Annotated in this window: 17 protein-coding genes; 13 read left to right on the top strand and 4 right to left on the bottom strand. The window is 72.3% G+C overall.

Annotated features, from left to right (window positions below; translation table 11 throughout):
• Positions 1-201: 201 nt before the first annotated feature.
• Entirely contained in the window at positions 202-1,257 is a 1,056-nt protein-coding gene (locus ABZ646_RS17595; protein ID WP_360519390.1) for an EamA family transporter, read from the top strand.
• Here the strand turns inward: ABZ646_RS17595 and ABZ646_RS17590 are convergent.
• Together ABZ646_RS17590 and ABZ646_RS17585 are read right to left on the bottom strand one after the other, a co-directional pair.
• The gene (locus ABZ646_RS17590; protein ID WP_360519387.1) at positions 1,227-1,976 is read right to left on the bottom strand and encodes a TIGR03943 family protein; all 750 of its coding nucleotides are present in this window, start codon (positions 1,974-1,976) and stop codon (positions 1,227-1,229) included. The two genes, ABZ646_RS17595 and ABZ646_RS17590, sit on opposite strands and share 31 nt — an antisense overlap.
• A complete protein-coding gene (locus ABZ646_RS17585; RefSeq protein WP_360519384.1) occupies positions 1,973-3,037 on the bottom strand; it encodes a permease in 1,065 nt (354 codons plus the stop codon). Before ABZ646_RS17585 ends, ABZ646_RS17590 begins: the two co-directional genes overlap by 4 nt.
• A 224-nt stretch (positions 3,038-3,261) precedes the next feature.
• Here ABZ646_RS17585 and ABZ646_RS17580 point away from each other — a divergent pair, with 224 nt between their 5' ends.
• The 8 genes from ABZ646_RS17580 to ABZ646_RS17545 all read left to right on the top strand — a co-directional run bounded on the left by ABZ646_RS17580 (position 3,262) and on the right by ABZ646_RS17545 (position 13,544).
• A complete protein-coding gene (locus ABZ646_RS17580) occupies positions 3,262-4,188 on the top strand; it encodes a TIGR03084 family metal-binding protein (RefSeq protein WP_360519381.1) in 927 nt (308 codons plus the stop codon).
• 50 nt (positions 4,189-4,238) lie between these two features.
• Positions 4,239-5,876, top strand: a complete 1,638-nt coding sequence (locus ABZ646_RS17575; RefSeq protein ID WP_360519392.1) for an acyclic terpene utilization AtuA family protein — start codon at positions 4,239-4,241, stop codon at positions 5,874-5,876.
• The gene (locus ABZ646_RS17570) at positions 5,873-7,471 is read left to right on the top strand and encodes a carboxyl transferase domain-containing protein (RefSeq protein WP_360519378.1); all 1,599 of its coding nucleotides are present in this window, start codon (positions 5,873-5,875) and stop codon (positions 7,469-7,471) included. The genes ABZ646_RS17575 and ABZ646_RS17570 overlap by 4 nt, the downstream gene beginning before the upstream one ends.
• Before the next feature lie 8 nt (positions 7,472-7,479).
• Positions 7,480-9,324, top strand: a complete 1,845-nt coding sequence (locus tag ABZ646_RS17565) for a biotin carboxylase N-terminal domain-containing protein (protein WP_360519375.1) — start codon at positions 7,480-7,482, stop codon at positions 9,322-9,324.
• Between the two features lie 81 nt (positions 9,325-9,405).
• Entirely contained in the window at positions 9,406-10,566 is a 1,161-nt protein-coding gene (locus tag ABZ646_RS17560; protein ID WP_360519372.1) for an acyl-CoA dehydrogenase family protein, read from the top strand.
• A gap of 25 nt (positions 10,567-10,591) precedes the next feature.
• Positions 10,592-12,190 carry a 4-coumarate--CoA ligase family protein gene (locus tag ABZ646_RS17555; protein ID WP_360519369.1) on the top strand — a complete coding sequence of 533 codons (1,599 nt, stop codon included), beginning with the start codon at positions 10,592-10,594 and terminating at the stop codon, positions 12,188-12,190.
• Positions 12,187-12,921: an enoyl-CoA hydratase family protein gene (locus ABZ646_RS17550; RefSeq protein ID WP_360519366.1), complete on the top strand. Its 735-nt coding sequence runs from the start codon at positions 12,187-12,189 to the stop codon at positions 12,919-12,921. Before ABZ646_RS17555 ends, ABZ646_RS17550 begins: the two co-directional genes overlap by 4 nt.
• Positions 12,909-13,544 (top strand): TetR/AcrR family transcriptional regulator, encoded by a 636-nt coding sequence (locus ABZ646_RS17545; protein ID WP_360519363.1) that lies wholly within the window; start codon positions 12,909-12,911, stop codon positions 13,542-13,544. Before ABZ646_RS17550 ends, ABZ646_RS17545 begins: the two co-directional genes overlap by 13 nt.
• A gap of 7 nt (positions 13,545-13,551) precedes the next feature.
• On the opposite strand, the gene ABZ646_RS17540 is transcribed toward ABZ646_RS17545, so the two are convergent.
• The gene (locus tag ABZ646_RS17540) at positions 13,552-14,652 is read right to left on the bottom strand and encodes a citrate synthase 2 (RefSeq protein ID WP_360519360.1); all 1,101 of its coding nucleotides are present in this window, start codon (positions 14,650-14,652) and stop codon (positions 13,552-13,554) included.
• A gap of 141 nt (positions 14,653-14,793) precedes the next feature.
• Between ABZ646_RS17540 and pdxH the strand changes: the two genes are divergently transcribed.
• Together pdxH and ABZ646_RS17530 are read left to right on the top strand one after the other, a co-directional pair.
• On the top strand, positions 14,794-15,492 hold the full coding sequence (gene pdxH / locus ABZ646_RS17535; protein WP_360519357.1) for a pyridoxamine 5'-phosphate oxidase: 699 nt from the start codon (positions 14,794-14,796) through the stop codon (positions 15,490-15,492).
• 393 nt (positions 15,493-15,885) lie between these two features.
• A complete protein-coding gene (locus ABZ646_RS17530) occupies positions 15,886-17,304 on the top strand; it encodes a PAS domain-containing protein (RefSeq protein ID WP_360519354.1) in 1,419 nt (472 codons plus the stop codon).
• A gap of 37 nt (positions 17,305-17,341) precedes the next feature.
• On the opposite strand, the gene ABZ646_RS17525 is transcribed toward ABZ646_RS17530, so the two are convergent.
• On the bottom strand, positions 17,342-18,097 hold the full coding sequence (locus ABZ646_RS17525; RefSeq protein WP_360519351.1) for an SIS domain-containing protein: 756 nt from the start codon (positions 18,095-18,097) through the stop codon (positions 17,342-17,344).
• 227 nt (positions 18,098-18,324) lie between these two features.
• Between ABZ646_RS17525 and ABZ646_RS17520 the strand changes: the two genes are divergently transcribed.
• Both ABZ646_RS17520 and ABZ646_RS17515 read left to right on the top strand, forming a co-directional pair.
• Positions 18,325-19,017, top strand: coding sequence for a metal-dependent transcriptional regulator (locus tag ABZ646_RS17520; protein ID WP_360519348.1), 693 nt, complete (start codon positions 18,325-18,327; stop codon positions 19,015-19,017).
• Positions 19,018-19,446: 429 nt separating this feature from the next.
• Positions 19,447-20,307, top strand: coding sequence for an alpha/beta hydrolase (locus tag ABZ646_RS17515; RefSeq protein WP_360519345.1), 861 nt, complete (start codon positions 19,447-19,449; stop codon positions 20,305-20,307).
• Positions 20,308-20,491: the final 184 nt, after the last annotated feature.

Below are 20,491 nucleotides of genomic sequence, written 5' to 3'. Positions count from 1 at the left end.
GGAAGCAGCTCCATCCGGCCACGGCCCGGCAGCGAATCGTTTCGCTGCCGGGCCGTGCGTCATGTGTGACCTGCGAGAAGGGAGACGGTTCGGAGGGACCGCGACCGGGACAGTTCCATAAGGGCTTCACGCGCCTGTCCGAGTCCATTACCCTGGACTGAGCAGTGCACCGCAATGAACGACGAGTCCCCTGGAACGCCCGTGACCACCCCCAGCACCCCGCAGCCGACGCCCCCCTCCGCCGCCGTAGGCACCCCCGGCCGGCTGGGCTCGCTCGGTCCCGTCGGTCTGGTGCTGGCCGGCGGGATCTCCGTGCAGTTCGGCGGCGCCCTCGCGGTGACCCTGATGCCCAGGGCGGGCGCGCTCGGCGTGGTCACCCTGCGGCTCCTCGCCGCCGCCGTGGTCCTGCTCGTCGTCTGCCGGCCCCGGCTGAAAGGCCACTCCCGCACCGACTGGGGCACGGTCGTCGTCTTCGGCATCACCATGGGCGCGATGAACGGCCTGTTCTACGAGGCCGTCGACCGCATCCCGCTGGGCACCGCCGTCACCCTCGAGGTCCTCGGCCCGCTGGCCCTCTCCGTACTGGCCTCCCGGCGTCTCATCAACGTGCTCTGGGCGGGCCTTGCGCTGGGCGGGGTCTTCCTCCTCGGCGGCGGGGGCTTCGGCGACCTCGATCCCGTGGGTGTCGCCTTCGCCCTGGGCGCGGGCGCCATGTGGGCCACGTACATCATCTTCAGCGCCCGCACGGGCCGCCGCTTCCCGCAGGCCGACGGCCTCGCCCTGGCCATGGCGGTCGCGGCCCTGCTGTTCCTTCCGCTGGGCATCGCCTCCGCCGGAACCAGGCTGCTGGACCCGACCACCCTCGCCCTCGGCTCCTCGGTCGCGATCCTCTCCTCCGTCCTGCCCTACACCCTCGAACTCCTCGCCCTGCGGCGCCTGCCCGCCCACACCTTCGCCGTCCTCATGAGCCTGGAACCGGCGCTCGCCGCCACGGCCGGCTTCCTCATCCTCGACCAGGCCCTCACGGCCACCGAAGCGGCCGCCATCGCCCTCGTCATCGCGGCGAGCATCGGCGCGGTCCGCAGCCAGGTGGGCCGCGGCCGACGCCGACCGGCCGCCGGTCCGCGGGCGGAACCGGTGCCGGTGATCGGCGCGCAGCCGGAGCAGGTGGCCGGCGTACGACCGGAGCCGGTGCGCGGCTCTCGGATGGAGCCGGCGGTGGGTTCTCAGGCGGAAGGGAACGGCAGCGCGTCCTGATAGCCGTTCGAGGGGCGCTGGATCTTCTTCACCGTCTGCGCGTCCAGCGCGACCGGCGCGGACTTCGTGCCCAGCTTCCCGCCGGGATGCCAGTTTCCCGTGACCGTCACCCAGGTGTTGGCGGGCGGCATGCCGTTGCTGTAGATCCGTACCTTCACGGACTGCGCGTCGGCCGCGCAGCAGGAGATGATGATCCGCGTCAGGTACCAGCTGCCGCCCGAGGCGGCGGGCGTGACCAGTCCGCTCATCTGCACCGTCCGCGCCTTGATGGCCAGGGAGCGGTCCTGCTGCACGCGGGTGGTGAAGTCCGTGAGGGTGATGGGCAGGGGCGAGGTCTTCGGCAGCGGGTCGAAACTGTCCTGCTCCGCCACGACCTTGGCGGGCTGCCGGGAAGCGGTGTAGGCGCCGAGCGCCGGCGGGGCGTAGAAGAGCAGGCTGAGCGCGGGGAGCAGCAGCAGCCAGGCGACCCGGGGGACGGCCGAGTGGTCGTGACCGTGGTGCGAGTCCGCACCGCCCCGCGCGTGGCTCCCGTGCCCCTTGCGCCCCTCCCGTGCCGCCGCCTCCGCGATGCCCAGTACGAGCAGCACGAAACCGGACATGATCAGCAACGGGCGCATCCCCGGCTTGACGTACCGCAGGCACACGTCGGTGAAGAGGGCCGAGTGCAGCAGACCCAGGCCGCTGAGGACCAGCAGGGTGACCTGGAGCGGGCGTCTCACAGCAGCATCCCTCCGACCAGGGTGGCGCACAGCACCGCGACGACCGTCGTGGCGGCCGAGAACCGGGCCGCGAAGGCCCGGCCGAACGTGCCCGCCTGCAAGGCGATCAACTTCAGGTCGACCATGGGGCCGACCACCATGAACGCCAGCCGGGCGGTGGGCGAGAAGCCCGTCAGCGACGACGCCACGAACGCGTCCGCCTCCGAGCACACCGCGAGGATGACCGCCAGTCCGGCCAGGAACAGCACGGACAGCCACGGCGAACCGGAGAAGGTGTCGAGCACCGAGCGCGGTACCGCCACGTTGAACGTGGCCGCGGCCATGGCGCCGACCACCAGGAACCCGCCGGCCTGCAGGAAGTCGTGCTGGAAGGCGCGCCGGAACTCCGTCCACCGGTTGTGTCCGGGCTGGTGCCCGGTGTGCCGTACGGCGGGCCGCAGCCACTCCTCCCGGCCCAGCCACAGCCACAGCCAGCCCATCACGGCCGCGGTCACCAGGGAGGCGACCAGCCGGGCCAGCACCATGAGGGGAGTCCCGGGGAAGGCGATGGCGGTGGCGGTCAGCACGACCGGGTTGATGGCGGGCGCCGAGAGCAGGAACGCGAACGCGGCGGCCGGGGTGACGCCACGCCCGATCAGGCTGCCGGCCACCGGCACCGACGCGCACTCGCAGCCCGGCAGCACCACGCCCGCGATTCCGGCGACCGGCACGGCGAGCGCGGGCCGCTTGGGCAGCAGCCGCGTGAACACCCGTTCCGGCACGAACGCGTTGATCGCCCCCGACAGTGCCGTACCGAGCAGCAGGAACGGGGTCGCCTGCACCACCACGGCGAGGCACACCGTCTGCCAGGCCTGCAGCGCGGCCTTGCTGACGCCCTGACCGAGGAGGAAGAGGGCGGTGCCGGGCAGGACGGCGGCGGCCACCAGGACGAGGAGCCAGAAGCGGGGGAGTTCCCGGGCGGGCGACTCCTCGGCCGCAGCGTCCACCGGGTAACCGCTCACGGGGGGTGTTACGACGGCCGTCGCCTCCGCCCCCACGGCGAGTTCATCAGTCCTCCGCACGCCCCGTACGCCTCGCACATCACTCCATCGCCGGATGTTCGCATCGAACATAGGGCATGGGGCCGCCCTCGCCACGCCGGACCGTCCCAAGGAATGCCCCAGGATCGGCCCGGATGTCACCAAGGGGCGCCTGTCGCACCCGTCTCGCCCGACCACTTCGAGCCACTCCGCAATTAATGCAAGCACGCTTGATTGTTTTGGGGTCCGCTGCCATGCTCCTCCCCATGTCCGATCCGACGCCCGTCATCGACGACCTGCGTGCGGAGAGCGAGGAACTCGACCGGCTGGTGGCCGGGTCGGGAACCGAGCAGTGGGCCCTGCCCACCCCCGCGCCCCGCTGGACCGTCGCCCACCAGATCGCCCACCTCGCCTGGACCGACCACTCCTCGCTGCTCGCCGTGACCGATCAGGACGCCTTCGCCCGCGAGGTCGAGAAAGCACTGACCGCGCCCGGGGACTTCGTGGACAACGGGGCGGAGGAGGGCGCCGTCAAGCCCCCCGCCCAGTTGCTGGCGGACTGGCGAGCCGGGCGGGACGCCCTCGACCAGGCACTGCGCGCGGCGCCCGCGCGGGCGCGTTTCCCCTGGTACGGCCCCCCTATGTCGGTCGCCTCCATGGCCACCGCCCGCCTCATGGAGACCTGGGCGCACGGCCTGGACATCGCGGACGCGCTGGGTGTGAGCCGCGCCCCCACCGACCGGCTCCGGCACATCGTCCGGCTCGGCGTCCGCACCCGCGACTTCGCCTTCGGCGTGCACGGACTGCCCGTGCCGTTCGAGGAGTTCCGCGTGGAACTGACCGCTCCGTCGGGCGACCTGTGGACGTACGGCCCCGAGGACGCCGACGAGCGCGTCACCGGCCCCGCCCTCGACTTCTGCCTCCTGGTCACCCAGCGCGCCCACCGAGCCGACCTCGCCCTCCGAACCGTCGGCCCCGAAGCCGACCGCTGGCTGGACATCGCCCAGGCCTTCGCAGGGCCGCCCGGCCCCGGCCGCGCCCCGACCAGCGCCCCGCCGAAGACCGGCCACCCGCCTGCGGACCCCGCGACGGCCGACACCGCAGAGCCCGGCCCTGCGACGGCCGACCCGGCAGCCCAGCCATCGGCGGCCCGCCCTCCCGCGCCCGGCATCCCGAAGGGCGGCCCCGAGTGACCCTCCGCATAGGCAACGCCTCCGGCTTCTACGGCGACCGTTTCGACGCCATGCGCGAGATGCTCACCGGAGGCGAACTCGACGTCCTCACCGGCGACTACCTCGCCGAGCTGACCATGCTCATCCTGGGCCGCGACCGGCTGAAGGATCCCGGCGCCGGATACGCCCGCACCTTCCTGCGCCAGCTGGAGGACTGCCTGGGGCTGGCCCAGGAGCGGGGCGTGCGGATCGTCACGAACGCGGGCGGCCTCAACCCCGCCGGACTCGCCGACGCGGTACGGGAACTGGCCGACCGGCTCGGCATCGGTGTGCGCGTCGCCCACGTGGAGGGCGACGACCTCACCGCCGCCCACCCCGGCAGCCTCGCCGCCCACGCCTACCTCGGCGGCTTCGGGATCGCCGAGTGCCTGCGGGCCGGCGCGGACATCGTGGTCACCGGCCGGGTGACCGACGCGGCCCTGGTGACCGGCCCCGCCGCCGCCCACTTCGGCTGGCGCCCGGACGACCACGACCGGCTCGCGGGTGCCGTCGTCGCCGGACACGTGCTGGAGTGCGGGACCCAGGCCACCGGCGGCAACTACGCGTTCTTCGCCGAGGCGACGGCCGCCGGCCGGGACCTGCGGCGCCCCGGTTTCCCGCTCGCCGAACTCCACGAGGACGGCAGCTGCGTCATCACCAAGCACCCCGGCACCGGCGGTTTCGTCGACGTCGGCACGGTGACCGCGCAGCTCCTGTACGAGACCGGCGGTGCCCGGTACGCGGGCCCCGACGTCACCGCCCGCCTCGACACCGTGCGGCTCAGCCAGGACGGCCCCGACCGGGTACGGATCGAGGGCGTACGCGGCGAGGCGCCGCCCCCCACCCTCAAGGTCGGCCGCAACCGGCTCGGCGGCTTCCGCAACGAGGTCGTCTTCGTGCTCACCGGCCTCGACATCGAGGCGAAAGCCGCACTGGTGCAGGACCAGATGGCCGACGCACTCGCCAAGTCGCCCCCTTCCGAGGTCCATTGGGAACTGGCCCGCACGGACCACCTCGACGCGGACACCGAGGAGACGGCCAGCGCACTGCTTCGGCTCGTCGTCAGGGACCCCGGTCAGGAGGCCGTCGGCAGGGCGCTGAGCAGTGCCGCCGTGGAACTGGCCCTCGCCGGCTACCCCGGCTTCCACGTGCTCGCGCCACCCGGCAAGGGCGCGCCCTACGGGGTCTTCGAGGACGTGTACGTCCCCCGGACTCAGGTGCCGCACGTGGCCGTCCGCCACGACGGGCGCCGGATCACCGTGCCGCCGGCCGGGGACACCCTCGTGCTCCGGGAACCGCCCGCACCGCCGCTGCCCGAGCCGTACCCGGCCGGTGGCCCCACCCGGCGGGCACCGCTCGGGCTCGTCGCCGGGGCCCGCAGCGGGGACAAGGGCGGCAACGCCAACGTCGGCGTCTGGGCGCGCTCCGACGAGGCCTGGCGCTGGCTCGCGCACACCCTGACCGTCGACACGTTCCGCCGTCTCCTGCCCGAGACCCGCGAGCTGCCCGTCACCCGGCACATGCTCCCGGGCCTGCGCGCCCTCAACTTCACCGTCGAGGGCATCCTCGGCCAGGGGGTGGCCGCCCAGCACCGCTTCGACCCCCAGGCCAAGGCCCTCGGCGAATGGCTCCGCTCCCGCCACCTGGACATCCCGGAGGCCCTGCTGTGACGGTCATCGAGACCACCCTCGACACGAACACCCCCGACTTCCGGGCCAACCGCGACGCCATGCTCGCCAAGCTCACCGACCTGGAGGCCGAGCACGCCAAGGCCCTCGCGGGCGGCGGCGAGAAGTACGTCGCGCGGCACCGCGCCCGCGGCAAACTCCTCGCCCGCGAGCGCATCGAACTGCTCGTCGACCCCGACACGCCCTTCCTCGAGCTGTCCCCGCTGGCCGCCTGGGGCAGCGACCACGCCGTCGGCGCCTCACTCGTCACCGGGATCGGGGTGGTCGAGGGCGTGGAGTGCCTGATCACCGCCAACGACCCGACGGTGCGCGGCGGCGCCAGCAACCCCTGGTCGCTGAAGAAGGCCCTGCGCGCCGACGACATCGCCCTCGCCAACCGGCTGCCCTGCATCAGCCTGGTCGAGTCGGGCGGTGCCGACCTGCCCTCGCAGAAGGAGATCTTCATCCCGGGCGGCGCCATCTTCCGCGACCTCACCCGGCTCTCGGCCGCCGGCATCCCCACCGTCGCCGTCGTCTTCGGCAACTCGACCGCGGGCGGCGCCTACATCCCCGGCATGTCCGACCATGTGATCATGGTCAAGGAGCGCGCCAAGGTCTTCCTCGGCGGGCCGCCCCTGGTGAAGATGGCGACCGGCGAGGAGAGCGACGACGAGTCTCTCGGCGGTGCCGAGATGCACGCGCGCGTGTCGGGCCTCGCCGACTACTTCGCCGTGGACGAACCGGACGCGCTGCGGCAGGCCCGCCGGGTGGTCGCCCGCCTCAACCACCGCAAGGCCCACCCCGACCCCGGCCCGGCCGAACCGCCCAAGTACGACCCGGAGGAACTGCTGGGCATCGTCCCCGGCGACCTCAAGATCCCCTTCGACCCGCGCGAGGTGATCGCCCGCCTCGTCGACGCCTCCGACTTCGACGAGTTCAAGCCCCTGTACGGGACGAGCCTCGCCACCGGCTGGGCGAGCCTGCACGGCTACCCGGTCGGCATCCTCGCCAACGCCCAGGGCGTCCTGTTCTCCGCCGAGTCCCAGAAGGCCGCCCAGTTCATCCAGCTCGCCAACCAGCGCGACATCCCCCTCCTCTTCCTCCACAACACCACCGGCTACATGGTCGGCAAGGAGTACGAGCAGGGCGGGATCATCAAACACGGCGCCATGATGATCAACGCGGTCAGCAACAGCCGCGTCCCGCACCTCTCCGTCCTCATGGGCGCCTCCTACGGCGCCGGGCACTACGGCATGTGCGGACGCGCCTACGATCCCCGCTTCCTGTTCGCCTGGCCCAGCGCCAAGTCCGCGGTCATGGGCCCGCAGCAGCTCGCCGGCGTCCTGTCGATCGTCGCCCGCCAGTCGGCCGCGGCGAAGGGCCTGCCGTACGACGAGGAGGGCGACGCTGCCCTGCGCGCCATGGTCGAGCAGCAGATCGAGTCCGAGTCGCTCCCGATGTTCCTGTCCGGGCGGCTCTACGACGACGGCGTCATCGACCCGCGCGACACCCGCACCGTCCTCGGCCTTGCCCTGTCCGCCATCCACACCGCCCCCTACGAAGGCGCGCGCGGTGGCTTCGGCGTCTTCCGGATGTGAGGGATCACGTGATTTCGACCCTGCTGGTCGCCAACCGCGGCGAGATCGCCTGCCGGATCTTCCGCACCTGCGCCGAACTCGGCATCAGGACCGTCGCCGTGCACTCCGACGCCGACGAGAACGCACTGCACGCGCGCCTGGCCGACACCGCGGTACGGCTGCCGGGCGCCACCCCCGCCGACACCTACCTCCGCGCCGACCTGCTGGTGAAGGCCGCCGTGACCGCCGGCGCGGACGCCGTGCACCCCGGATACGGCTTCCTCTCCGAGAACGCCGACTTCGCGCGCGCCGTCATCGACGCCGGACTGTTCTGGATCGGCCCACCGCCCGAGGCGATCGAGGCGATGGCGTCCAAGACCCGTGCCAAGGAACTGATGGGCATTCCACCGCTCGGCGAGGTCACCGCGTCCGACCTGCCGGTCCTGGTGAAGGCGGCCGCGGGCGGCGGCGGGCGCGGCATGCGCGTCGTGCGCCGCCTCGACGAGCTGAGCGCTGCCCTGGAGAGCGCACGCGCCGAGGCCGCGAGCGCCTTCGGGGACGGCGAGGTCTTCGTCGAGCCGTACCTGGAGTCCGGCCGCCACGTCGAGGTGCAGATCCTCGCCGACACCCACGGCACGGTCTGGCCGCTGGGCACCCGCGACTGCTCCCTCCAGCGCAGACACCAGAAGGTCGTCGAGGAGGCACCGGCGCCCGGGCTCCCGGACGGCCTGGTGAAGGAGCTGTACGCGCTGGCCGTGCGCGCCGCGCGCTCCGTCGCGTACGTCGGCGCGGGCACCGTCGAGTTCCTCGTCGCCGACGGGAAGGCGCACTTCCTGGAGATGAACACCCGCCTCCAGGTGGAACACCCGGTCACCGAGGCCGTGTTCGGCATCGACCTGGTGGCGGAACAGCTCCGTGTCGCCGAGGGCCACGCCCTGCCCCTCGAACCGCCGCCCGCGCGCGGCCACGCGATCGAGGCCCGCCTCTACGCCGAGGACCCCGCCCACGACTGGGCACCCCAGACCGGCACCCTGCACCGCCTCGCCGTCCCCGGTTCCGTCCGCCTGGACACCGGCTACACCGACGGCGACGAGATCGGCGTCCACTACGACCCGATGCTCGCGAAGGTCATCGCGCACGGACCCACCCGCGCCGAGGCGCTGCGCAAGCTGACGCACGCACTCGACCGCACCACCCTGCACGGCCCCACCACCAACCGCGACCTCCTCGTCCGCTCCCTGCGCCACCCGGAGTTCACGGCCGCCCGCATGGACACCGGCTTCTACGACCGCCACCTCACCGGGCTGACGGCGCCCGCCTCCGATCCGCACGCCCCCCTCGCCGCCGCCCTGGCCGACGCCCACGGCCGCTCCCGCTTCGGCGGCTGGCGCAACGTCCCCTCCCAACCGCAGACCAAGCGCTACCTGATGGCCGGAGAGGAGCACGAGGCCCACTACCGGCACACCCGCGAGGGCCTCACGGCGGACGGCGTACGGGTCGTGCACGCCGACGCGCGTCGCGTCGTACTCGACATCGACGGCGTGCGCCGCACGTTCGAGGTGACCCGCTACGGCGACCAGGTCCACGTCGGCAACACCACCCTCACCGCCCTGCCCCGCTTTTCCGACCCGAAGACCCACCTGGCCCCCGGCTCCCTCCTGGCCCCGATGCCGGGCACGGTCGTCCGGGTGGCGGAGGGCCTGGAGGAGGGGGCGACAGTGGAGGCCGGCCAGCCCCTCCTCTGGCTGGAGGCGATGAAGATGCAACACCAGATCACAGCGCCGATGACGGGAACACTGAGCGAGCTGAGGGTGGCCCTGGGGCAGCAGGTCACGCCCGGCTCCCTGCTGGCGGTGGTGCAAGCGCCCCTCTAGGGGCGCGGGGCTGTATCTATCTGCGGCTACCGCCGCGTGAGCGCGACCGGCCACGACGATCCCGCACCCGAAGGAGCCACCATGAGCCCCCAGATCGAAACAGACGAACACAAGGCACTCCGCGCAGCGGTAGCCACCCTCGGCGCCAAGTACGGCCGCGACTACATCACCCGCACGATCTCCGAAGGCCGCCCCCCGACCGAGCTCTGGCAGGAGGCCGGAAAACTCGGCTACCTCGGCGTCAACCTCCCGGAGGAGCACGGCGGCGGAGGCGGCGGCATCACCGAACTCTCCATCGTCCTGGAGGAACTCGGCGCAGCCGGCTCCCCCCTGCTCATGCTCGTCGTCTCCCCCGCCATCTGCGGCACCGTGATCGCCCGCTTCGGCACCGAGCTCCAGAAGCAGACCTGGCTCCCCGGCCTCGCCGACGGCTCACTCCTCATGGCCTTCGGCATCACCGAACCCGACGCCGGCTCCAACTCCCACCGCATCACCACCACGGCCCGCAGGGATGGCGCCGACTGGCTGCTCACCGGCCGCAAGGTCTTCATCTCCGGCGTCGACATGGCGGACGCCGTCCTGATCGTCGGCCGCACCGAAGACGCCCGCACCGGCCGTCTCAAGCCCTGCCTGTTCATCGTCCCGACGGACGCCGAAGGCTTCCACAAGCGCCCCATCGACATGGAACTCAACGCGGCGGAGAAGCAGTTCGAACTCACCCTCGACGACGTACGGCTGCCCGCGGACGCCCTCGTCGGCGACGAGGACGCGGGACTCCTCCAGCTCTTCGCCGGACTCAACCCGGAGCGGATCATGACGGCCGCATTCGCGATCGGCATGGGCCGCTACGCACTGTCCAAGGCGATCGGGTACGCCCGCGACCGCACCGTATGGAAGACCCCCATCGGCGCCCACCAGGCCATCGCCCACCCCCTCGCACAGGCGCACATCGACCTCGAACTCGCCCGCCTGATGATGCAGAAGGCGGCGCACCTGTACGACGCCGGGGACGACGTCGGCGCGGGCGAGGCCGCCAACATGGCGAAGTACGCGGCGGGGGAGGCCTGCGTGCGCGCCGTCGACCAGGCCGTGCACACCCTCGGCGGCAACGGACTGACCCGGGAATTCGGGCTCGCCTCATTGATAACGGCCGCGCGCGTGGCTCGTATTGCTCCGGTGAGCAGGGAGATGATTCTCAACTACGTCTCCCACCAGACCCTCGGCCTGCCCAAGTCGTACTGAGGCCCAAGGCCGCCTTGGAGGAACCGTGTTCCGCAGCGAGTACGCAGACGTTCCGCCCGTAGAACTCCCCATCCACGAGGCCGTGCTGGGCCGCGCCGCGGACTTCGGTGACGCGCCCGCCCTGATCGACGGCACCGACGGCACCACCCTCACGTACGCACAACTGGACCGGTTCCACCGGCGGATCGCCGCCGCGCTCGCCGACGCCGGGGTCCGCAAGGGCGATGTCCTCGCCCTGCACAGCCCGAACACGGTCGCCTTCCCCACGGCGTTCTACGGGGCCACCCGTGCGGGCGCCGCCGTCACCACCGTGCACCCCCTCTCCACCCCGGAGGAGTTCGCCAAACAGCTCAGGGACTGCGCGGCCCGCTGGATCGTCACGGTCTCGCCGCTGCTGGAGACGGCCCGCCGGGCGGCCGAACTCGCCGGCGGCGTCGAGGAGATATTCGTCTGCGACAGCGCCACCGGCCACCGCTCACTCATCGACATGCTCGCCGGTGACGCCCCCGAGCCGGAGATCGACATCGACCCCGTCGAGGACGTCGCCGCGCTGCCGTACTCCTCCGGCACCACCGGCATCCCCAAGGGCGTGATGCTCACCCACCGGCAGATCGCCACCAACCTCGCCCAGCTCGACGCCCCCGTCCCGGCGGGCCCCGGCGACCGCGTCCTCGCCGTCCTGCCCCTCTTCCACATCTACGGCCTCACCGCGCTCATGAACGCGCCCCTGCGCAAGGGCGCCACGGTCGTCGTCCTGCCCCGCTTCGACCTGACGACCTTCCTCGCGGCGATCCAGAACCACCGCATCACCGGCCTGTACGTCGCCCCGCCGATCGTCCTCGCCCTCGCCAAACACCCCCTCGTCGAGCAGTACGACCTGTCGTCCCTGAAGTACGTCATGAGCGCCGCCGCACCCCTGGACGCCCAACTCGCCGCCGCCTGCTCGCAACGGCTCGGGCTGCCACCGGTCGGACAGGCCTACGGCATGACGGAACTGTCACCCGGCACCCACGTCGTCCCCCTCGACGCCATGCACCAGGCACCCCCCGGCACCGTCGGCAGACTCATCGCGAGCACCGAGATGCGGATCGTGTCACTCGCCGACCCCCACAAGGACGTCGCCACCGGCGAACCCGGCGAGATCCTCATCCGCGGCCCCCAGGTCATGAAGGGCTACCTCGGCCGCCCCGACGACACTGCCGCGATGATCGACACCGACGGCTGGCTGCACACCGGGGACGTCGGCCACGCGGACGCCGACGGCTGGCTGTTCGTCGTCGACCGGGTCAAGGAACTCATCAAGTACAAGGGCTTCCAGGTGGCCCCCGCCGAACTGGAGGCACTCCTGCTCACCCACCCCGGCATCGCCGACGCCGCCGTCATCGGCGCCTACAACGAGGACGGCAACGAGATCCCGCACGCCTTCGTCGTCCGCCAGCCCACCGCCGGCGGCCTCACCGAGAACGAGACCATGCTGTACGTCGCCGAACGCGTCGCACCCTACAAACGCGTCCGGAAGGTCACCTTCATCTCCGCGGTGCCCCGCGCGGCCTCCGGGAAGATCCTCCGCCGCGAACTGCGCGACCTGACGAAGACCCCCGGGGCACCCGAGGAGGGCCCATGACGTTGATCGGACAGACCCGCACCCGCGCCGTCACCACCCTCAGCCTCGACTCCACCGCCACCCGCAACGCCCTGTCCGCCGCCCTCGTCACCGAACTCGCCGAGGCCCTCACCGCCGGCGCCGAGGACCCCGACGTCCGCGCGATCGTCCTCACCCACACCGGTACGACGTTCAGCGCGGGCGCCGACCTGCGCGACCCGCCCCACCCCGACGCCCTGGTCGGCCTCCTCCGCCAGATCGTCGAACTGCCCAAACCGGTCGTCGCCAGGGTCACCGGCCACGTCCGCGCGGGCGGCCTCGGCCTGCTCGCCGCCTGCGACATCGCAGCCGCGTCCACCGACTCCACGTTCGCCTTCACCGAGGTGCGGATCGGAGTGGCCCCCGCCGTCATCTCCCTCCCGCTCCTCCCCCGCACCGACCCCCGGACCCTCGCCCGCTACTACCTCACCGGCGAACGCTTCGCCCCCGCCGAAGCCGTCCGCCTCGGCCTGCTCACCACCACGGCCGACGACGTCGACGCCGCACTCGCACCCGTCCTCGACGGCCTGCGCCACTCCGCACCCCAGGCCCTGGCCGAGACGAAACGGCTGCTCACGGCTAGGGTGCTGGAGACATTCGACCGGGATGCGGCCCACCTGACCGCACTCTCGGCCCGGCTGTTCGCCTCCGACCACGCACACGAGGGGATGACAGCCTTCCTCGAACGACGGGATGCGGCGTGGGTGGTGTGAGTACGACGGAACGCGCACGCGGCCCCCAGCCGGACCGCGCCCCCAAACAGGACCGCAGCCGGGTCACCCGGCAGCGCCTCCTGGAAGCCGCGGTGGCCTGTCTCGCCGAACACGGCTGGGCGGGCTCCACGGTCGCCGTCGTCGCCGAACGCGCCGGCGTCTCCCGGGGCGCCGCCCAGCACCACTTCCCGACCCGCGAGGACCTCTTCACCGCGGCCGTCGAATACGTCGCCGAGGAACGCTCCACGGCACTGCGCGCCCTGTTCCCGCAGGGCGCGGCGGACGACCGCAGGGCTGTCGTCTCGGCCCTCGTCGACCTCTACACCGGCCCCCTCTTCCGGGCCGCCCTCCACCTCTGGGTCGCCGCCTCCAACGAGGAGCAGCTCCGCCCCCGGGTCACCGAACTCGAAGCCCGCGTGGGCCGCGAGACCCACCGCATCGCCGTCGACCTCCTGAACGCCGACGAGACCCGCCCCGGCACCCGGGAAACGGTCCAGGGCCTCCTGGACATGGCAAGAGGCCTGGGCCTGGCCAACCTGCTCACGGACGACGGGGCGAGACGGGAGCGGGTGGTGACCCAGTGGGCGGCACTGCTGGACGAGGTGCTGGACAGCGCCCCATAGGGGCACCTCAGTGGGCGATGTCCGCGAACCCCTCGATGTCCTGAGGCCTCCGCACCCCCGGCCCCACATACTCCGCCGACGGCCGCACCAACCGCCCCGTCCGCTTCTGCTCGAGAATGTGCGCCGACCACCCGGCGGTCCGCGCACACGTGAACATCGACGTGAACATGTGCGCCGGCACCTCCGCGAAGTCCAGCATGATCGCCGCCCAGAACTCCACGTTCGTGGCGAGCACCCGATCCGGCCGACGGTTGTGCAGCTCCTCCAGCGCCGCCTTCTCCAGCGCCTCCGCGATCTCGAACCGCGGCGCCCCCAGCTCCCGCGCCGTCCGCCGCAGCACCCGTGCCCGCGGATCCTCCGCCCGGTACACCCGGTGCCCGAACCCCATCAGCCGCTCACCGCGGTCCAGGGCCTGCTTGACGTAGGCCTCCGCGTCCCCGGTCCGCTCGATCTCCTCGATCATCCCGAGCACCCGGGACGGCGCACCGCCGTGCAGCGGCCCCGACATGGCACCCACCGCACCCGACAGCGCCGCGGCGACGTCCGCACCGGTGGAGGCGATCACCCGGGCCGTGAACGTCGAGGCGTTCATGCCGTGCTCGGCGGCCGAGGTCCAGTACGCGTCCACGGCCGCGACATGCTTCGGGTCCGGCTCCCCACGCCACCGGATCATGAACCGCTCGACCACCGAGTTCGCCTTGTCGATCTCCCGCTGCGGCACCATCGGCAGCCCCTGCCCGCGCGCGGACTGGGCGACGTACGACAGGGCCATGACCGCGGCCCGCGCGAGGTCCTCACGGGCCTGCGCCGCGTCGATGTCCAGGAGCGGTTTCAGCCCCCACACGGGGGCGAGCATGGCGAGCGCGGACTGCACGTCCACCCGGATGTCACCCGAATGGACGGGGATGGGGAAGGGCTCGGCGGGCGGCAGCCCCGGATTGAAGGCACCGTCGACCAGCAGCCCCCACACGTTCCCGAAGGACACGTGGCCGACCAGATCCTCGATGTCGACGCCCCGGTACCGCAGGGCGCCCCCCTCCTTGTCCGGTTCGGCGATCTCCGTCTCGAACGCGACGACTCCTTCGAGCCCGGGTACGAAGTCGGACATGGGGCGGCTCCTCATGTGAGGTGGGCGGAGGCAACGTCACCATAACCCCGAGTGCCAGAATTGGGGAGTCCAGCGGCACTCAGTGCCACCTTCTGATGTCTTCCGCTGAAGTCGCACAGGCCGGTACGGCAAGATGACCGCGTGACCGACCGTGACCCCGCCGCCTCCGATTCCGAAGACTCCATCCACGACCCCGCTGCGATGCGCCAGCACTACCGGGCCGAGGGTTTCGACGAGAACGACCTGGCCGCACACCCCATGGACCAGTTCACCCACTGGTTCCGGCAGGCCGTACGGGCGGCCGACGACGGCATGATCTACGAACCCAACGCGATGATCGTCTCCACCGCCGACGCCCACGGCCGCCCCAGCTCGCGCACGGTCCTGATGAAGCAGTACGACACCCAGGGCTTCGTCTTCTACACCAACTACGGCTCCCGCAAGGCCCGCGACCTCGCCGAGAACCCGCACGTCTCGCTGCTCTTCCCCTGGCACCCCATCGGCCGCCAGGTCGTCGTCACCGGCACCGCCCGCCGCACCGGCCGCGACGAGACCGCCGCCTACTTCCGCACCCGCCCGCACGGCTCCCAGCTCGGCGCCTGGGCCAGCACCCAGTCCGCGGTCATCCACTCCCGCGCCGAACTCGACACGGCCTACGCCGAACTCAGCGCCCGCTACCCCGAGGGCGAACAGGTCCCCGTGCCCCCGCACTGGGGCGGCTTCCGCATCGCCCCCGAGACGGTCGAGTTCTGGCAGGGCCGCTACAACCGCCTCCACGACCGCCTCCGCTACACGGCCACCCCCGACGCCACCTGGCACGTGGAACGCCTCAGCCCCTGACCGGGTCCGCGAACGCAGACGACCCGCGAGCTCGGGTCCCTCCGCCTCGGCGGAGGAGCCGGCCGGACGTACCGGCGAGCTCACGGGTCGGGTGACTGCGTTGGATTGGCCGGCTGCATGCGTCTCGCGCACGCCGGTCCGGCACCGCACGTCGTGTGGTGGCGAGCCGCTAGCCCGCAGCCACCTCTTCCGTCCGATATGCATACATTTACCGAACCACCTCCTCTCCGAAGTAACAGCCACTCTAGGAAGCGCTTCGGAACGGCTCAACCGATTTTTATGTCGGTTCTTGCGGGAACACAGTGTGGGCTGCGTCACGTTCGAGTTGAATGAAAGGGCAGCGAGTGAACACCGACGCGCCGTGCGTGCGGACGCAGCCTGATGGGGGTCCAGGTGAGTGCTTCCCGGCGTAGTGGGACCACGGACGAGCTGGGGCCCGACGAGCCCGAGCCGGAGCCGGAGCGGGACGCTCCGGAGGACTCGGGCGGCTCCGACCTGCTCGCCGCGCTCCTCGACGGTATGGACGCGGCCCTGTGCGCCTTCGACGCGGACGGCTTCGTCACCCACTGGAACCGTGAGGCCGAGCGGATCCTGGGCTGGACGGCGGCCGAGGCGGTGGGCCGGCGCGGGTTCGCCGGGTGGGCGGTGCGCGAGGCGGACGCCGAGGAGATCGAGGGGCGGCTGATGGCCGCCATGCATGCCTCCGGACGTCAGGTGCACGAGTTCGCCCTGCTGACGAAGGACGGCGGGCGGGTCCTCGTACGGACGCAGTCGGCGGCCGTGCGCGGTCCTGACGGCAAGCCGGCGGGCGTGTACTGCGCGTTCAGCGAGGTGCACGCGCAGATCGACCTGGAGCGGTCGATCGCGCTCAGCGAGGCCCTGTTCGAGGACGCGGCCTGGGGTGTCGTACTCGTCGACGCGGATCTGCGGCCGGCCGTGGTCAACGCGCATGCCGCGCGGGCGCTCGGGATCGGCCGCTCGTCGGCGCTGGGGCGGCCGCTCGGGGAGCTGCTCGCGCAGGGCGTGGAGGATCTGGAGGGCGCGCTCACGCATGTGCTGGCCGAGGGTGCGCCGCCCGCGCCGGCCGAGATGTGGGTGAGCGTGCGGACGCCGGAGGGCGAGCAGCGGCGGTGCTGGCGGTCCGGTTTCCTGCGGCTGGCCTCACCGCTCGCGGAGGAGCCGGTTCCGCTCGGGGTGGGCTGGCTGTTCCAGGACGTCACGGAGGGCAGGCTCGCCGAGCAGGAGGCGGCCGTGCTGCGGTTCCGCGCCAACCAGCTGCACCGTGCGGCCCGCGCGGCCGCGGAGTGCGAGGACCCGGCGGAGGGTGCCACCGTGCATCTGGACTTCGCGCTGGCCGGGTTCGCCGACCATGCGGTGATCGACCGGGTGGTGGGCGGTGCCCGCGCGGACGGGGAGGCGGGTCCGGCGCGGCTGGTGCGGATCGCCACCACGCCCACCGGGGCGCCGGGCCCGAGCCTGCTGACGGGTGCGGCCGGGCTGCCGGTGCGGTACGAGGAGGGGCATCCGGCGTTGCAGTGCGTGGCGCGGGCGGGCAGTGTGCGGGCGGACGCCGGCGCGGTGCCGCCGGACCGGGCACGGGCGTGGGCGCTGGAGCGGCAGTGGCCCGGCGACGCGGTGCACGCGATGTGCGCGGTGCTGCGCAGCCGGGGGCGGACGCTGGGTGTGCTGACGTTCCTGCGCGGGCCGGGCCGTAGTCGTTTCGAACGGTTGGACGCCGTCTACGCGGAGGACGTGGCCGTGCGCATCGCCGCGGCGCTGGACCTGGCGGGGCTCGCGCGACAGCAGCGTTAGGGCCTGCGGGCGGCGGGAGAGGGTTCGCCGGACGGTGTCACTGCTGGTAGAAGATGCGGTCGGCGTACTCCGTGAACACCCGGGCGTTCCACTCGTGGCCGCCGTCGACGTTGCCCGAGCGCAGCAGTGGGGGCTCCAGGCCGCGGTCGGCGAGGGTGGCCGCGGTGGTGGCGAGGACCGCCTGGAGCAGGGCGCTGGTGACGACCGTGGAGGCGGGCGCGAAGGGCGCCGGGATGGTGTCGAGGGTCAGCTCGGCGTCCCCGACGGCGATCTTCGAGTCGAGTACGACGTCGCAGTGGTCCTTGAGGTACGTGCCGGAGGAGTGCCGTGACGTGGTCTGCCCGGCGTACGCCACGGAGGTCACGCCGATGACGTTGGCGCCGCGGCGGCGGGCTTCGACGGCCATCTCGACGGGCAGGGCGTTGCGGCCGGAGAGGGAGATGATCACGAGGGTGTCGCCGGCGCGCAGGGGTGAGGTGTCGAGGACGGCGGTGGCGAGGCCGTCGACGCGTTCGAGGCGGGAGCCGAGGGTGGCGGGCACCACGTCGACGCCGACGAGGCCGGGGGCGGACAGCAGGTTCATGAGGGCGAGGCCGCCCGCGCGGTAGACGAGGTCCTGGGCGGGGAGCGAGGAGTGCCCGGCGCCGAAGGCGAACAGCCTGCCGCCGGCGGCGACGGTGTCGGCGAGGAGGGTGCCGGCGGTGGCGATGGCCTCGGCCTCCTCGTCGCGGACCCGTTGCAGGAGGCCGATGGCGGCGTCGAAGAACAGGTCGGCGGGCGTGCCGTCGCTCATACGGGCCCCTTTGCACGGTCGGCGTCAGCGTCTGTGTCGCGGATCACCCTCCGGTCTGGACCATCTCGGTGTCAATACGGCCGGTGGGTCGGCGGGGTACGGCTGGTGCTGCCTGACGGCTCCGTTTTTCCGGTGCGGCCCGGTTGTCGGTGGGATCCGGCAGAATTGGTGTCAGGGCCAGCAGCGCACGCGGCCGGGCCGCCGGCAGAGGTAATCGAGGGGCACGTATGTCCGGACTGATCGACACCACGGAGATGTATCTCCGCACCATCCTCGAGCTCGAAGAGGAAGGCGTGGTCCCCATGCGCGCCCGCATCGCGGAGCGGCTCGACCAGAGCGGGCCGACGGTGAGCCAGACGGTGGCGCGGATGGAGCGGGACGGGCTGGTGTCCGTCGCCACCGACCGGCACCTGGAGCTGACCGACGAGGGCCGTCGGCTGGCGACGCGCGTGATGCGCAAGCACCGGCTCGCCGAGTGCCTGCTGGTCGACGTGATCGGCCTGGAGTGGGAGCAGGTGCACGCCGAGGCGTGTCGCTGGGAGCACGTGATGAGCGAGGCGGTGGAGCGGCGGGTGCTCGAGCTGCTGCGGCATCCCACCGAGTCGCCGTACGGCAATCCGATCCCTGGTCTGGAGGAGCTGGGCGAGAAGGACGGCGCCGATCCGTTCCTCGACGAGGGCATGGTGTCGCTGGCCGACCTGGATCCGGGTACGGACGGCAAGACGGTGGTGGTACGCCGGATCGGTGAGCCCATCCAGACCGACGCGCAGCTCATGTACACGCTGCGGCGGGCGGGTGTGCAGCCCGGTTCGGTGGTGAGTGTGACGGAGTCGGCCGGCGGGGTGCTGGTGGGCAGCGGCGGTGAGGCGGCCGAGCTGGAGTCGGTCGTGGCCTCCCACGTGTTCGTCGCCAAGCGCTGAGCGGGGGCAGCGGCGGCGGGATGCGCTGCGTCGAATCGCAGCGCTCGAAGCTTTCGCGTGCAAGGCTGTCGCGGGAGGCATGGGACCTGAGGGGGCGGGGAGGGTGTGCCGAGGACTTGGCCGGGGGCGCGGGCATGGGCTTGGCCCCGGCGCCTTTCGGCGCCGGGGCCTGTCCTCCCCTGTGCTGACCCGGAGCCCCGAGCTCCCAGGGTCATCCCCTCGGACCGTTTTCCCCGAGCGGTCCGTCCCCCGCAGAAGAAATCCCCCCGGCGGCGCCGATCATGCCTGGGGAGGGGTCACTCGAACGAGGGGTGTTGCCCGCAGGAACCCGATTTTCGAATAGGTATTCGATAGTCTGAGTGGTACCGGAGCATCACGAAGCGATACGAGGCGACACTAGGCACGCGGAGCTAGGGGGGTGCCAGGCCCATGGCACGGCGCATCGACGTGACGGGAGCCGGCGGCGTACACCTCGCCGCCTGGGAGTTCGCGGACCCGCCCAAGAAGGACGACCCGGAGCGGCCGTCCCCCGGCGTGCTGTTACTGCACGGCCTGATGGGCCGCGCCTCGCACTGGGCGTCCACCGCCCGCTGGCTCTCCGGGCGGCACCGGGCCGTCGCGCTCGACCAGCGCGGCCACGGCCAGAGCGACAAGCTCCCCCAGGCCGCGTACACCCGTGAGGCGTACGTCGAGGACGCCGCGGCCGCCATCGAGCAGCTGGGACTCGCCCCGGCCGTGGTCATCGGCCACGCCATGGGCGCGCTGACCGCCTGGCAGCTCGCCGCGAACCGCCCCGAACTGGTCCGGGGCGTGATCATCTGCGACATGCGGGCCTCCGCCCTCGGGGCGGCCTCGCAGCGCGAGTGGGCCGACTGGTTCGAGGCCTGGCCCGTCCCCTTCGCCACGCTCGCCGACGTACGCAAGTGGTTCGGCGAGGACGATCCCTGGGTGGAGCGGCCGAACCCGGCACGCGGGGAGTTCTACGCCGAGGTGATGCACGAGTGCGCCGACGGGTGGCGGCCGGTGTTCGACCCCGACCGGATGCTGAGCTCCCGGGAGACCTGGGTGTACGACGCGCACTGGGAGGAGCTGGCCCAGGTGCCGTGTCCCGCGCTGGTCGTGCGCGGGGTGGACGGGGAGCTGGGGCGGGCGGAGGCGCAGGAGATGGTTCGGGTGCTGCCGAAGGGGGAGTACGCCGAGGTGGCCGACGCCGGGCATCTGTTGCCCTATGACCGGCCTGAGGCGTGGCGGGCGGCTGTGGAGCCGTTTCTTGATCGGGTGGGGGAGTGAGGGGCGCGACCACAGGGGTGGCGGTGTCGTCTTGAGGGTGCGGGTGCGGGTGCGTCGTGGTCAGCGCCCCTGACGGGGCGCTGTGGTCAGCCTCTGCTCACCGCTGTCAGCCCGCCAGGTCCATCCCCGGCGACACCAGGTCGTTCCACTCCGGGATCAGATTGCCGAGCGGACACGCGTCGTG

The sequence above is a fragment of the Streptomyces sp. NPDC007162 genome (genome assembly GCF_040634175.1).
In the GTDB taxonomy this organism is placed as follows: Bacteria; Actinomycetota; Actinomycetes; order Streptomycetales; family Streptomycetaceae; genus Streptomyces.
Note: the sequence above shows the minus strand (reverse complement) of the source record. Positions and strands in the feature narration are given on the sequence as shown.

Excerpts from the sequence above, each read along its gene's own strand:
- ABZ646_RS17560 (WP_360519372.1), top strand. The coding sequence starts at position 9,406 with ATGAGCCCCCAGATCGAAACAGACGAACACAAGGCACTCCGCGCAGCG.
- ABZ646_RS17515 (WP_360519345.1), top strand. The coding sequence starts at position 19,447 with ATGGCACGGCGCATCGACGTGACGGGAGCCGGCGGCGTACACCTCGCC.
- ABZ646_RS17520 (WP_360519348.1), top strand. The coding sequence starts at position 18,325 with ATGTCCGGACTGATCGACACCACGGAGATGTATCTCCGCACCATCCTC.
- ABZ646_RS17540 (WP_360519360.1), bottom strand. The coding sequence starts at position 14,652 with ATGTCCGACTTCGTACCCGGGCTCGAAGGAGTCGTCGCGTTCGAGACG.
- ABZ646_RS17525 (WP_360519351.1), bottom strand. The coding sequence starts at position 18,097 with ATGAGCGACGGCACGCCCGCCGACCTGTTCTTCGACGCCGCCATCGGC.
- ABZ646_RS17550 (WP_360519366.1), top strand. The coding sequence starts at position 12,187 with ATGACGTTGATCGGACAGACCCGCACCCGCGCCGTCACCACCCTCAGC.
- ABZ646_RS17580 (WP_360519381.1), top strand. The coding sequence starts at position 3,262 with ATGTCCGATCCGACGCCCGTCATCGACGACCTGCGTGCGGAGAGCGAG.
- ABZ646_RS17575 (WP_360519392.1), top strand. The coding sequence starts at position 4,239 with ATGCGCGAGATGCTCACCGGAGGCGAACTCGACGTCCTCACCGGCGAC.